The sequence below is a fragment of the Sphingomonas rhamnosi genome, assembly GCF_036663615.1.
Classification (GTDB): domain Bacteria; phylum Pseudomonadota; class Alphaproteobacteria; order Sphingomonadales; family Sphingomonadaceae; genus Sphingomonas.
Map to the genome: position 1 here is coordinate 62,812 of NZ_JAXOJJ010000009.1, position 13,408 is coordinate 76,219.

At 65.9% G+C, this 13,408-nt stretch carries 14 protein-coding genes; 4 read left to right on the top strand and 10 right to left on the bottom strand.

The window, feature by feature from the left end; translation table 11 throughout:
* The first annotated feature begins 5 nt into the window (after positions 1 to 5).
* The 4 genes from U1701_RS16555 (at position 6) to U1701_RS16570 (ending at position 3,682) form a co-directional block, all read left to right on the top strand.
* Positions 6 to 821, top strand: coding sequence for a ParA family protein (locus U1701_RS16555; protein ID WP_332783684.1), 816 nt, complete (start codon positions 6 to 8; stop codon positions 819 to 821).
* Positions 713 to 1,825: a ParB/RepB/Spo0J family partition protein gene (locus U1701_RS16560; protein WP_332783685.1), complete on the top strand. Its 1,113-nt coding sequence runs from the start codon at positions 713 to 715 to the stop codon at positions 1,823 to 1,825. Before U1701_RS16555 ends, U1701_RS16560 begins: the two co-directional genes overlap by 109 nt.
* A gap of 232 nt (positions 1,826 to 2,057) precedes the next feature.
* A complete protein-coding gene (locus U1701_RS16565) occupies positions 2,058 to 2,597 on the top strand; it encodes a hypothetical protein (protein WP_332783686.1) in 540 nt (179 codons plus the stop codon).
* Positions 2,594 to 3,682: a relaxase/mobilization nuclease domain-containing protein gene (locus U1701_RS16570; RefSeq protein ID WP_332783687.1), complete on the top strand. Its 1,089-nt coding sequence runs from the start codon at positions 2,594 to 2,596 to the stop codon at positions 3,680 to 3,682. Before U1701_RS16565 ends, U1701_RS16570 begins: the two co-directional genes overlap by 4 nt.
* 220 nt (positions 3,683 to 3,902) lie before the next feature.
* On the opposite strand, the gene U1701_RS16575 is transcribed toward U1701_RS16570, so the two are convergent.
* The 10 genes from U1701_RS16575 to U1701_RS16620 are packed head-to-tail and all read right to left on the bottom strand — an operon-like array spanning position 3,903 to position 13,397.
* On the bottom strand, positions 3,903 to 5,150 hold the full coding sequence (locus U1701_RS16575; RefSeq protein WP_332783688.1) for an LPD7 domain-containing protein: 1,248 nt from the start codon (positions 5,148 to 5,150) through the stop codon (positions 3,903 to 3,905).
* Entirely contained in the window at positions 5,147 to 7,081 is a 1,935-nt protein-coding gene (locus tag U1701_RS16580) for a type IV secretory system conjugative DNA transfer family protein (protein ID WP_332783689.1), read from the bottom strand. Before U1701_RS16580 ends, U1701_RS16575 begins: the two co-directional genes overlap by 4 nt.
* Positions 7,071 to 8,078, bottom strand: a complete 1,008-nt coding sequence (virB11, locus tag U1701_RS16585; RefSeq protein WP_332783690.1) for a P-type DNA transfer ATPase VirB11 — start codon at positions 8,076 to 8,078, stop codon at positions 7,071 to 7,073. Before virB11 ends, U1701_RS16580 begins: the two co-directional genes overlap by 11 nt.
* Before the next feature lie 3 nt (positions 8,079 to 8,081).
* The gene (virB10, locus tag U1701_RS16590) at positions 8,082 to 9,290 is read right to left on the bottom strand and encodes a type IV secretion system protein VirB10 (protein ID WP_332783691.1); all 1,209 of its coding nucleotides are present in this window, start codon (positions 9,288 to 9,290) and stop codon (positions 8,082 to 8,084) included.
* Positions 9,287 to 10,150 (bottom strand): TrbG/VirB9 family P-type conjugative transfer protein, encoded by an 864-nt coding sequence (locus tag U1701_RS16595; protein ID WP_332783692.1) that lies wholly within the window; start codon positions 10,148 to 10,150, stop codon positions 9,287 to 9,289. The genes virB10 and U1701_RS16595 overlap by 4 nt, the downstream gene beginning before the upstream one ends.
* Complete coding sequence (locus U1701_RS16600; protein WP_332783693.1) at positions 10,147 to 10,938, bottom strand: VirB8 family type IV secretion system protein; 792 nt, start codon at positions 10,936 to 10,938, stop codon at positions 10,147 to 10,149. Before U1701_RS16600 ends, U1701_RS16595 begins: the two co-directional genes overlap by 4 nt.
* Before the next feature lie 3 nt (positions 10,939 to 10,941).
* Positions 10,942 to 11,307, bottom strand: coding sequence for a hypothetical protein (locus U1701_RS16605; RefSeq protein ID WP_332783694.1), 366 nt, complete (start codon positions 11,305 to 11,307; stop codon positions 10,942 to 10,944).
* A 1-nt stretch (position 11,308) separates the two neighbouring features.
* On the bottom strand, positions 11,309 to 12,373 hold the full coding sequence (locus U1701_RS16610) for a TrbL/VirB6 family protein (protein WP_332783695.1): 1,065 nt from the start codon (positions 12,371 to 12,373) through the stop codon (positions 11,309 to 11,311).
* Positions 12,374 to 12,375: 2 nt separating this feature from the next.
* The gene (locus U1701_RS16615; RefSeq protein ID WP_332783696.1) at positions 12,376 to 12,663 is read right to left on the bottom strand and encodes an EexN family lipoprotein; all 288 of its coding nucleotides are present in this window, start codon (positions 12,661 to 12,663) and stop codon (positions 12,376 to 12,378) included.
* Between the two features lie 20 nt (positions 12,664 to 12,683).
* The gene (locus tag U1701_RS16620; RefSeq protein ID WP_332783697.1) at positions 12,684 to 13,397 is read right to left on the bottom strand and encodes a type IV secretion system protein; all 714 of its coding nucleotides are present in this window, start codon (positions 13,395 to 13,397) and stop codon (positions 12,684 to 12,686) included.
* Between the last annotated feature and the right edge of the window lie 11 nt (positions 13,398 to 13,408).

Consider the following 13,408-nt stretch of genomic DNA (forward strand, 5'->3'; position numbering starts at 1 on the left):
AGCCCGTGCGAACAATCACCCTCAACATCGAGAAGGGCGGCGTTGGCAAGACGACGCTGGCCTGCCATCTCGCCTGGTACCTCGCCGAGCGCGGCGAGCGGGTGGTCGTGCTCGACCTCGACCAGCAGGGCAATGCGACGTCGACGCTGACCGGCTATGAGAAACCGGAGGACGGTCCCGACGAGGGACCAAAGGTGCCTTTCTCGGTCATCGGTTCAATCGAATCGCTGTTCCGTCCCGGTTTCGTCTATCCGGAGGGCGTGGAGGGCACGGCCCATGTCTTCGACGGCGCAGAGGCGCTCCACGAATTCACCACCGACTATCAGCACGCGATCGAGGCGCTCGCCGACAACTTCCCGGCGCTCGCTCCGCATTATGATTTCTGCGTGATCGATACCGCGCCCGGTTGGAGCTGGATTAATTTTGCCGGGCTAATGATGACCGATCATCTGATCGTGCCGCTCCAGATCGAGAAGCTTGCGCTCGATGGCCTGCAGCGCATCTCGGACTCGATCCGGACCGTCGAGGAACGCGGACGCGGTGGGCGCAAGATCGATTTTCTGGGGCTAGTCGCTAACAACTACCGGCTGGACAATCGGCTTCATGCGTCCAACCTCGAAGCCTTGAAGCGGGAAACCGGCGACTTCCTCTTCCCGACGCCGATCCCGCATCGCCAGCATATCGCCGAGGCGATGGATCAGGCGGTGCCCGTTTGGCGGCTGGCCAAGGATACACGCGACGCGAGCGCCCTCATGACCGCGGTGCTCGACGAAGCCATGAAGCGGGTGCTCAGAACCCTGCAAAAGGAAAAGGCGGCATGACAGCCAAGACAGGTTTCGCCCGACAGCTGAGCAACATCGGCTCGAAAGTCCTGCGCGACGAGACGCCGGCCGGGACTGCAGCGCAGGTACCGATCGACGATATCATCCCCGATCCGAACAACCCTCGAAAGTCGTTCGATCAGGCGGCATTGAACGAGCTGGCCCAGTCGATCGACGCACGCGGCATTCTCCAGCCGATCGTGCTGTCGCCCAAGAACGCCGATGGCAAATATGTCATCCGCTACGGTGAGCGCCGCTGGCGGGCTGCGGCGATTGCCAAGCTTGCGGCGGTGCCGGCGATAATCGCATTGGCTGATGAGGGTGAAGGACGCGCGCTCGACCAGGTCGTTGAGAACGAGCAACGCGAGAATCTAAAGAACAGCGAGTTGCTGGACGCGATCCGGCAGGAGCTGGCCGCCAAGGTGAAGCAGGCGGAGATCGCCAAACGCCTCGGCCGGTCGAAGTCGGTCATCGCGATGTATGCCGCGCTGACCGACGCCCCGCAGCCGATCGCCGCGGTCATCGACCATATCTCGATCCGCTCTGCCTATAACCTCATGTCGGCGTGGAAGATCGATGCCGCGGCGACGCAGGACTATATCGAGGCAGACGTTGCCAACCTGTCCGCGGCCGCCACGCAGCGCCTGGCGACGGATGTTGCGGCCCCTCCCCCTACCGTGGTTCCGGACGACGTCGCTTCCGAACGCTCCGGCGACGGGACGACTGAGCAGCCGGAAAAGTTTGCACGTGCAAACTCCAGCGATGAGACAAGCATCGCGCCAGTTGAGCCGAGAGCGGCTGGTCAGGCCAAGGGCGACGGCAAGGCCGATGCCCAACCGGCAGAGGCCGACACCGGCCCAGCGTCACCGCGTGTCCTGACGGTGTTCGTCGATGGCCGGCCGGGGCAGCTCATCTTGTCGCAGCCCGATGTCGCTGCACAGATTGTCGTGCGGCTCGACGATGGCAGCGAGGTCTCGTTGGGATCGCTGCTCCCGCAAGACTGACCTTTCTTTCCGCGTCCTTCCTCGGCTTCCAACGAGCGGTTTGATCCTGTCGAGCCGCTCGTTCTCGTTGAGGGGCAATCGGTTGCGCGGGCAGGGGAGGGGGGTGGACCTAATGCGCTCAGGAAACGGACCGAGTTTGCATGTGCAAACCTCGCAGAGAGAATTAGGTCTGATGGCAGGATAGCGCCTGTGCGGCGTATTGTATTGCGATTGGCGGATTGAGCATGTCTCGATGACGACGCTGACGACCTTTTCAATTCGCCTCGATACCGCGACGATGGCGCGCTTCGATGCGATCGCAGCAGGGCAGGGGGGGCGCAGCGCCCTCCTGCGCCAGCTGATCGCGGCGCGGATCACGGATGCTGCGGCGGTGCGACCGGACCTAGGGGAGGGGGGTCTGCGTGACCGCACGATCCGGGTTCATCTGAGCGCCAGCGAAGCCGCGGTCGTCGCCGAGCATGCGCGCGGACTCGCCATCACGCCGGCGAGATGGATCTCCCTGCTGGTGCGCCGTCGCATCCGGATCGGTCCACGCGGCGACTTCGGCTGGCGGATCCTGCTCGTCGACATCCGACGCCAGCTGCGCGGCGTGGCTCGCAACCTCAACCAGGCGACACGCGCGGTGAATGCAGCGATGATGGACGACTCCGGGCTCGACCTGCAGCGTGAGGTCGGTCGCTTGCTCGACATGCGGGTGGAAGTCGCCGAGCTAATTGGCGCAATGGATGCGGCTCTTCTTGCCGACTACGCCTATTGGCAGGTTCCCGCGTGACGTTCGCAACGCTCGATGTCGCCGAACTCGACGGCGTCTGGTCCTGGCCGAAGCGCGCGCGTCGTGTGCAGGGGGGACCCGATGCCGCCCCCTATGCGCTCGGCGGCGCCGGCCGGTCCGGCGGCGGGCCTGGATCGGCCGGCCGAATGCCCGGTGCGCAGCTTGCAGCACGTGCGCGGCTCGACCGGCTAGCATCGAAGGTGCCCGAGGTGATGGTCAAGGTCACCGGTCGCAAGCATGTCGGCGGAGCGGCGTCCGCTCACCTCGCCTATATCGGCCGGCATGGTCAGCTCGAGATCGAAACACGGGACGGCGACGTGATCGACACGAAGGCGGCGATGATCGCGCTTGGGGTGGAATGGGACAGCGACGCCGATGCCGCGCGGGGTCAGCGCGTGGCAGCGGTATCGCTCGTCTTCTCGATGCCGGAAGGAACGCCACCCTCGGTGGTCAAGGACGCGACCCGCGCCGTGGCGCAGCAGACGTTCGGCGACACCCATGATTTTGTGATGGCGCTCCATACCGATACGAGCCGGCCGCACGTTCACCTGACCGTGGCGGCAGCGGGCGAGAACGGCCGGCGCTACAATCCGCGCAAGGACGATCTGGCCCGGATGCGCGAGCGCTTTGCACGCGAGCTTCGGAGCCGCGGCGTCGCGGCGGAGGCTACGCCGCGGCGTGCACGCGGCCAGATGCGCTCCGGGCAGGCGATGAGTCTCTACAAGCAGCGTGTGGCACACCAGCTAGGCGAGCGTCCGCTGCCCAACGCCGATGCAAGCGTCTTCAACGTGGTTCGTTCGGTGATCGCAGGCACCAAGCGCTTCCAGCACACGCCGGACGAGATCGCCGGCGGCCGCAACTGGCGGAACGCGAGATCCGCCTATACCCACGCAGCCGATCGCTTGGCGCAGTCCGACGAGCCCGAAGACCGGGCGCTCGCCGCCAAGGTCCGCGGTTTCGTGACCGCATTTCCGGCGCCCGACACGTACCGAATGGCGGTCGGGAAATCAGCTTTGAGGGAGCTTAAGCCCTCTACAAACCAACAGCGTCAGCGTGACGGACCTGATCGCTCCAACGCGCGGTAGCTGCGGTCCGCTCGGTCAGTTCGGCCTCCGAAAGTTTGCACGTGCAAACTCTAGTGGCCGTGGGGCTTGGTCCACAGAGGGCTCCCGGCGGTCATCAAAAGCGGTAACCAGCTGTTTACCACATGCCGGCTAGTCAGCCGGAGTGGGAGTCCGCAACCAAGCGCCGGCTATGAGCTCGCCGTAGGGCTGCGGCGGTTCACCCTGAGACGACGCGCCAACATTACCGGGATCTTTTGCGGTTGTGAAAGAGGATCTCCCGCGATTGTTCGGCCTGGACGGCCACACGGTCCTTGATCTGGACAGGCTCGATCGTCTCGCCGCGGGCAAGCCTGCCAGCGATCTCGATCTTGGCAGCGGCCGTCGCCTTGTCCACGCCGTCGCGATCGTCACCGAATTTCGCCCGGGCCGCAACATGCGCGAGCATTACATGACTTTGTGCTGCCTTCATATCGGGGTCGCGGGCGTTTTCGGCGTGCGACTGACGCATGAACCGCTCGGATACGGCGACCGGTCCTGTCTGTTGCCGCCCGTCGATACCCTTGATGTCCCACCGGTTGCGATCGACCGGAACCCGGCCTTTGTCGCTGTCCACCTCGACCGGCTCGGTCCCGGCACGCCGCACCGCGACATGATCGCCGACGCGGCTTCCCGATCGTTCCAGCGCAGCCGATAATCCGACACCCCATGCGCGTTCGCGCCGCCCATCGGCCGTTTCCAGATCGACAAAGGGCGTGTCGCGCCTGGCCTTCTCGTTGAACTTGGCTGCGCCGATCTCAAGGATGCGCCCTTCGACCCCGCGATCGAAGTCAGGACGGGCGGGTAGCGCGATGCCAGACCGTTCCGCCGGCCGTGATGGACCACGAGACCGATCGATATGCGTGATCGAACCCTCGCCGCGACGCCGTGCTTCCTCGAGCTCCACCTTGGTCGGCGCATATCCTTCGACCTCGATCCCGCGCGCCATCGCGGCCTTCCATACTTCGCGCCGGAACTCCTCGCTGCCGCTGACCCGCAGGCGGTCCCATTGGCGATGCTGGGCGATCTCGACCAACTCGCCAGCCACCGACGCGTCACGTCCTACCAACCGTGTGCCGCCATCCCGGAACGTCGGGCTCTTTTCCGACGAGTCCCGGAAATACTCATCGCCGACCTTCACATACCGCGACCGGATATGCGCGGGCAGGCTCTCGGGCTCGTCTGCGGTCGATATCCGTCGGGTTTTGGCATCGCCGGGTTGCGGAGGGGCGCTCTCGGCGGGACGCTTCCCGTCGTCGCTGCTGTGCGGCACGGACGCTCGATCGCGAGGTTTCACCTCGGTAATCTCAGGCAGATCGACGGCATTCACTCTCGCCCCCGACGAAGCCGGCAGTGGAACCTGTTGGGGCTCAGGCACCGTGCCCGCCGCTTGGCTGGACGGGCGATCAGTGGCGGTTGTGTCCGGGTCGGTCGACATGGTTGCTCCTGTCATGAGCGCGCCTTCTCGCGCGGGCGCGCGGCGCGGTTGATTTGCTTGAGGCTCTCGGGAGCGCTCTCGACAGCGTCTGTCCCGTCATCTGCGGGGATCTGGCGCGCAAAGATGCTGGGGAAGCGTTCGATGCCGATGCTGGCAATCACGGCACTGTCCAACCGGCCGAGGCCGGTATCGATCGCTTCCTCCGACAGGTCGCCGAACAGCGATGTCGCCGGCGTTGCGATATCGGCCAGCTTGGGCGGCACTCGCAGCGCGAGCGCATCTTCACAGGGTTCGACGACCGGTATTGGTGCCGCAGGCCGGGCGACCACGGGCGCGGCCTCTACGATCGGCGCCGGCAGTATGCGTCGGGTGAACAGGCGGGATGCGAAATAGCGGATCTTGGTCGCCATCACCGGAGGCATGCCTCCACGCAGGATCAGCATGCGATCGCGCGGCAACTGCATGAGCTCCTGGGGTAACATCAGCGCACGGCGTTGGTCGGATTCCGACATCGACCGGTTCGCGAGCATCCCGTGGATGGTTCGGCTCTTGGTAGTGGCAGTCTGGCCGACGAAGCCGATCCGCTCGGACAGTTCGTTCGCAACCTTCAGCTCTTTCGGCGTGAAGGCGACCTCGACGCCGCAATTGGCGACGATCTCGTCGGCGACGTCGTTGCCGTAGACGGCGCGCAGCTGCGAGCGCGACTGGATCACCGGCAAAAGCCTGAAGCCATAGCCCGCGACGAAGCTGAAGCCGTTGGCGATGACGTTGGCACGGCCGAGGCGGGCAAACTCGTCGAGCAGGACCAGCACGCCGATCCCGTGGCGACCCGCGTCCGGCAGATCGCGGGTGTTCAGGTCGATCAGCTGCTGGAAAAACAGATTGTAGAGCGGCGCGACCCTTTCCAGTTCATCGGGCGAGACGCCGAGATAGATCGACATGCGCTCGTCGCGGATCGTTCGAAGATCGAAGTCGCTAGCGGACGTCGCCGCATCGACATGGGAATCGAGCCACAGGTTCAGCCGCGAGGTGATCGTCTGCTTCAGGCCGGATACGGTATTCTCGGCACCGCCGATGAAATCGTGGATCGCGCGCACGCCGCCCGGCGCCATATGCCGTTCCAGGTCGGCGACCTGTTTGCGCAGATAGTCCTGCGTCCCCGGCTGCGTCACCTGCCGATAGATCTCGCCGAGCGTGAACGGCACCGCGTCCATTGCCGCGACCAGCGCGCCGACCCCGACAAAGCCCGTGATCGCGCCCTGCGTCCAGAAGGGGTCGGCGCGTTCAGGCACCGGGAACAACATGGTCGCGATCTTCTGCAGCTCGGTCACGACATCGTCGTGCGCGCGGCGATCGATATGCCCGAGCGGGTTGTAGCGCGCCGTCGCGCGATCGCGCGCCATGGGATTGAAAAGGAAAACCTTTTGCCCGTGCGCCTGGCGGAACCCGGCAGTGGCATTCCAATTCTCGCGCTTGATATCGAGCACCACCACCGACCCCGGCCAGGTCAGCAGATTGGGAATGACGATGCCGACGCCCTTGCCGCTGCGGGTCGGGGCCTCGAGCAGGACATGTTCGTTCCCGCCAAAGATAAGATAGCGCCCGCGCTTACGCCCCAGGACGATCCCGTCGGTGTCTCGCATGCCCTCGCGCCGGATCTCCGGCTCGCGGGCGAACCGGGCATCGCCGTGCAACGCGCGGGGCCGACGCAGGAACGCGATCATGCCCCCGACGACCACGAAGGTCGCGATCGCCATGCCAATCGCCAGCCATTTGGTGACCCGGCGGTCGTGGCGATAATACCAGAAGAACTCGGGCAGTTTGAGGGGGTCGAGCTTCGCGAACGGCAGGCCGAGGCCGGTCCAGGCCATGAACCCGCCGAACAGGAGGATCAGGGCGAGCGTCGCGAGCCCCGTGGCGATCCAGATGGCGCCCTTAGCGGCCAAGGTCTTGGCGGCCGGCCGGGTCGTGGAACACCTCCGTAATCCGGAAGCGCCCATCGACCTTCTTCATTTGCACCACGATATCGACCAGCAGCCGCAGCAAGGCGCGGATATCGTCGCGCGACAGATCCCGCCCGCCTTCGCTCTCCTTCACGAGCAACGTCAGCTGCTCGAAAGCCAGCTGAGCGGAATCCGCGTGGACGGTCGTGATCGATCCCGGGTGACCCGAATTGACGTTGCGCAGGTAGAAGAAGGCGGTCCCGTCCCGCAGTTCCTGCAGGAGAATACGGTCGGGTCGCATTCTAAGCGCGCTCTCGAGCAGATGCTTTGCCGAGATCTGCGCGGTGCCCTGACCGTCCTTGGCATAGATCATGTGCACCTTGTTGCGGTGGGGCACATCGAGTTCGCGCGTATCCTCGATCGTGAGGATCCGTTCGTGCGCGGGGATGCACTGGATGAGGCCCTTCGAGAAGGTGGTCTTGCCCGATCCGGTGGCACCACTCACCAGGATGTTCTTGCGGGCACGCACGGCCAGATCGAAGAAGGCGCGCCATTGCCCGGCGTCGCGTAGCGCGATCAGCTCATGATCCACCGCGCCCAGTGCGGTCGTGCCGGTGACGGTCTCCGAAAACAGACCATTCCGCTCGAAGTCATCGAGGCTGAGCGTGCTGCCGCTCGGCTTCCTGATCGTCAGCGAGATCGCCTCGACCGCGGGTGGCATCAGGATCTGGACGCGTTCGCCGGTCGGCAACACCGTCGAGCAGATCGGTGCGTGCTGCGTGATATCCTGCCGGGTCCAGGCGGCAGCACTGGTCGCGAGCGTCATCAGGTGGACATCGTCGAGCCCGTCGACCTGCGCCCAGCGCCATCCGTTACGATCCTCGATCCCGACGTCTCCGCCCGGACCGTTGATGACGAGCTCGGTCACGCCGTCGGCATCGAGCAGCGCGCGGATCGGAGCGAGACAGTGCGTCAGGACGGCCGCGTCGCTCGTGACCATGGACTAACGGCCTGTTCTTAGCCGCAGGTTGTAGACATCGCTGAAGTCGAAATCCTGCGCGACGAAGATGCTGACATCCTCGCCCTGGTTCTTGCGCAGTACCGGGCGAATCTGCTGGCTGTCGGCGACGATCGTCTGCGACGCCTGCGACGGCGTCCGGGTGATGTTCGTCACGCCGTTCGACCCGATCGCGTCGCTGGCGGCCTGGCCGCCAATCTGCCCCGCAGCATCGACGACGGAAAACAGCAGTGCCGCACCAAAGCGCTGCCAGAAAAAGGATTGCACCCCGCCCGGCAGCCCTGCGCGGCCGAGCGGATCGGACGCGGGTGAGCCGAGCGCGACAGCAACGCCGCGCGGCGTGATTGCGCGGTTCCAGACGACGAAGAGCCGGTAGCGCCCTTGCTCGATACCGCCCTGGTACTCGCCCAGGACGCGTGTGCCTTTCTCCATGAGGATGACCCGGCCATTGTCCGAATAGACGTCCCGGGGCAGGACGCAGGTGGCGTAGCCCGGTTGGCTGGAGTCCATCGCGGTCTGCAGCACGCAGGGCAGGACCGCGCCTGCCAGGAGCGCCAGGTCGCGGTTTCCCACCGACGACGCCGACACCCGGGCGATCCTGGAGGTTTGGCGCAGACGGTCGAGCGCGGTCGGCGGCAGCGGGGCGTCGGTGCCGGAGGCCTGGTTCGGAACGCCACCTTGCCCAGCAGTCGTCGCGCCGTCCGACACCCCGCTGCTGCCACCATAAGCGACCAGCGTCGATCGTCGTGCGGCCTCGCGCAGCACCTGCGCCTCGCTTTTCCTCGGTGCAGATTGCGACGACTGGCTGGGTTGGTTGGTCTGCCCGGCGGGCGTGACGGTGCCGTCGATCGCCGGCACCTGGTCCGGGGTCAGCACCACCGGCGCATTGGGATCCGTGCCCGCGTCTGCAAGTTGCGGTGCCACGACACCGTCGTCTTTCACCCGGTAAGCGGTTTCGGTTGCGGGAAGGGTCGGCTTCTCCTTGCCGGCGTTCGACGAAAGCATGCCGGTCGCTGCGGCAATGCCGAACACTGCGGCGGCTGCAATCAGGCTGCCGCCCACGAACAGCCGGTTTTTGTTCGTGGTAACACCGGGAATACCGGTCGTGGCAGCGCCACCCCGCTCGATGACGACCTCGTCGTCATTCGGGACGGCATCGCTCGCGATCCCCGATCCCTGGCTGATCCGGTTCATCGTTCGTCCTCTTCCTTGGTGGTGCGCTGGACGATCGGCGATGCGGTGTCGGTCTTGTAGTCCTGCCCGTAAAAGGACGGGTTCTCGTTGTAGACGGCGAGCACCAGGCGCCCGCGGCGAAGGCGGAACTCCTTGGCCAGCGCGTGGACGACGACGAAATCGTCGCGGACATCGAACGGGACGATCGCCTCGCTGCCATCGGGCAACACCCGGTACACGGTCGGCAGCTCGCGCTGGTTGGGAAACCGCATCACGGTCGAGACGCCGTTGTCGCTGACTTCGCTCGGTTGCAGTTCGGTCGCGCCCTGAACCGTATAGGCGAGGTTCCGCTTGCCCTCGAGTATGCCGACATCCAGCGCACTCTTTACCGCCGCCCGTTCGGCGGCCTGCAGGCGTTGCGTCGCGGCCTGGCGTGCGGCCTGGCGTGCGGCTGCCGCCTCGTCGGCTGGATAGCGAAACCTGACCTGGAAATAGGTATCGGCCGCGCGCGGGCCGATCGTGCCGCGGCGCGCGACAAGCTCGAACGTGTAACTGCGCAGACCTTCGGCCGTTCGCGTCGTCACGATCAGGTTGGTCGGACCAGCAAACTCGCGCGGTTTGAGGAACAGCATGTTCTCGGCTGGAGCGACCTCCCATGAAATCGTGTCGCCAAGCGCCACATGCGCGATCCGCTCGTTCGGCGCGAACACGATCTGCGTCGCCGACCGGTAGACGCCAGTGATGTGGAACACCTCGTCCGGGTGATAGTCCGCGAACCGGACACGCGCATCGTGGCGGCCGCTGGCGGGCACATCGTTGGCCACCGCGATCGTCGAAACGACGACCGATGCTAGGATCGCCGATCGCGACAGGCGGTTCATCGTCCGACCTCCCGCGTGGCAGGCTGCCCGCCCGAGGACACAGCGTTCGGCGTCGACGGTGCGGAAATGACGACGGGGCTTGCCTGCACCGGCACGGTGACCGGTGCCTGCGTGACCTCGGGATCCGCGCGGTAGGTGCTGACCTGGAAGCCCAGCGGGTTCATCAGCCGGTCGCTCTCGGAGAGCGGCGCGCGCGAATAGTCGAACGTCATCGTCGCAATCCAGCTCGTCCTGGTCACAGTCGTGCCCGCGACGATTTCCTTGACGAACCGGACCTGCGCGACATTGGCATTGACGAAGGTGATGGCGTTCATCTCGACGCCGACCGAGCCAGCTTCCGCATAGACGACCTGCGGGCTCAGCGGATTGTCGTTGCGGTAGAACGCGGCCCAGCGGCGTTGCTCGTCCGGGGTCGACATGATGGCGACCGAGTTGAAATAGTCGCGTCGCGCCCGGGGCACCCAGCCTTCGCGGAAGCGGACATATTGCGCGACGAAATACTTCGTCACCGCCTCCTCGTAGGGCACGCTTTCCCGGCCGGTCAGCGCGGTTGTTACCTCCGCAGACCCGGTATTGCGGTCGACGGTCACCACATAGGGCGCGACCGTCTTAAGCGGCGTGAGTGCCGCGACCGCGCCGATCGATACCACCGCGATCGCGGACGCGGCACCTGCAACGATATAGGCGATCCGCCGCGAGCGGATCGCACCCCGGATCCGTTCCTGATCCCACGACCGGGCCTCGTCGAAATAGGTCGCGAGATCCCTGCCGAACACCCCGTCAGCCATTGCTCAGTTCTCCATCGGATTGGTCGGGCCCCGGGTGTCCATGTTGATGACGGGCGCGGTGTCGAGCGCGGGCACCTGCGCGTCAGGCGGCGTGACGGGCGCCGTTGGCGGGGGTGATCCGGGCGTCGGGAACATCATCGTCGGCTCGGGGACGTCAGGTGGACTGGGGGGTGCCGGACGGGCGGGCGCGACAACCGTGCCTGCCACCGCGTCGACGCTGGGCAGGACGGTGCCATAGGGGTTTGCCGGTCGCCGGTGCCGTCCGTCAGGAACCTCGAGCTTGGCGAGCTTTGGGGTCGAACAGCCCGAGACTGCGACCAGGATCGGGAGCGCCCACCGCAGAGTCCCGCGGGTTTTCATTCGTCCCATGTCAGTTGCCCCTCGATATGGCACCGCCGGGATCACCGGCGCCGCGGCGGAAGCTGCGTCCCGCGCGGTAGTTGGCAAGGTGGCCGTTTCCGCGCGCGAGATTGCCGGCCGCGCCGAACACCGCGCTGGCAAACTGCGATGCGCCGGACGCGGCTCCGCCGGCGAGACCTGAGGCGATCGCGGGCAACTGGAAGAAAATGAAGGCGCCGACGAGGAAGAAGCCGCTGGCGACCAGTCCCATTGCCAGGGGCGTCTCGCGGTCGCCCGCCATCTCGACCGCGCGCTCGCTGATCGTGAGGATCATCGTCACGACCAGGATCAGGATGACGAACAGCAGCACATAGTTGATGACCTGCGACAGCCACGACATGAACCAGCCTCGCGTGGAATCGAACAGCAGCGCCGCGACGAACAGCGGTCCGACGGTCAGCACGATCACCAGCGCGAACAGCACGAAGATCACCATCGTGAAGCCGACGCATGCGCACAGCAGGATGCACACCACCGTGACGATGATCGCGAGCGCCAGGATGATGGAATCGCGCAGGTCCTCGATGCTGAAGTCGAGGCCGACCGCGCCGAGCGCGGCTTCGCCCCAGCTGGCGTCACCCGCGGCGGCACGCTCGTCGGCGCGCTTCTTGACGGCTTCGTCCTGCTTGTCGGCCATCTCGTTGACGACATCGAAGCCGCGCCCGACGAGCTGATCGAAAAACTGCCCGCTATTGTCGACCGTCGTGCCGCCCAGCGCCGTCGAGATCTCGCTCGGGATCGTCCGGTAGAAATTCTCGGCGATGAGCGTGCCGTACTGGCTGGTGACGAGGAACCACAGCATCGACAGCGCGAACATCCGGTACAGGAGTTCGCGGGCGGGATACTGGACCGCGCCCCGGATGACCGCGTAGCCGATCAGGCCGATATAGATGGTCAGGCCGAGCGCCAGCGGTCCGCGAACATAGCCGATCATCGCCCCATAGCCCGAGCCGAAGATCGCATCGATCGGCTCCTTGAACCCGGCGAACATCGTCGAGAACAGTTGCCCGTCATATTCGAAGGCCGGTGCCGCCATGCCTATCGGGCTTTTGCCGAGAGCGCGTCGGCATCGCGGCCGTTCGCGGCCCGCCGGTCGCCCGCCCGGCGTTCGCGCGTGATGCGGGCGTCGGCGAGTGCGCCGTTGTAGCAGTTCTGCTGAAGGCTCCTGACGGGATTGACCAGCTCAGCCGGGGTCGTCTCCTTCTGACACCGTCGCCCGAGCGCCGCCAGCTCCTCCCGGTGATCGTAATAGTAAGCGGTGCTCCGCACCTGCTCGCTACACGCAGCCAAGAACAAGGCGGCGAGCCCGGCGACTGCGATCCTCATCATCCCGCGGGGCGCGCATGTCATCGCCGGCCACCCAGGAAATCGGCATCGCGCTGGCGTGCCGCGCGGCCAGCATCGGTCCGCGCCTGTGCCCGCGTCGCGGCCGCGACACGCTGCGTCATCTCCAGCGCCCGAAGCCGCGTGTCGTCGTTGCTCGCCTGCGCCTGTTCCAGGGCGATCCGCGCCTGGTGGTCCTGGACTTCCTTGGCGGTCGTCGCCGTGCCCAGCCGTGCCTGCAGCTCGCCAAGCCCAGCGGCCCGGGACTGTACGGCCTCACCGGTGATGTCGGCCACGGCCGCCGATGTCGCGATCCGGTTGCCCGTCGCTTCCATCGCATCGCGGTAGGCCTGTTCGGCAGGCGTCGCCGCGGCGCCGCTGTCGGAGGGCCGCAGGAACCGCTGGTAATAGGCCTGCGCCTTCTGGCCGATGGCGCTGTTCCCGCTCGAGGCTCGGCCGGAACTCAAATCGGTCAGGCTGTCGGTAACCCCGATCGCCCGCAGCCCGTCCTTGCCGAGCTGGCTGGCGACATTCGGAATGTCGGTCAGCTTGTTGAGGTCGTTATACAGCCGCTGCGCCTCCGCGATCTGCTCCTTGCCCTGCTCGATCATTTTCACCGTCTGCTGGATCTGCTCGATCTGCTTGGCGATCGCGGCCGGGTCGATGACGGTCAGCTGTGCGGCTGCCGGGGAGGCCCACATCGCCAGTGCAATGGTCGTCAGCAGGGTGGTTCGCATGGGCATGTCCT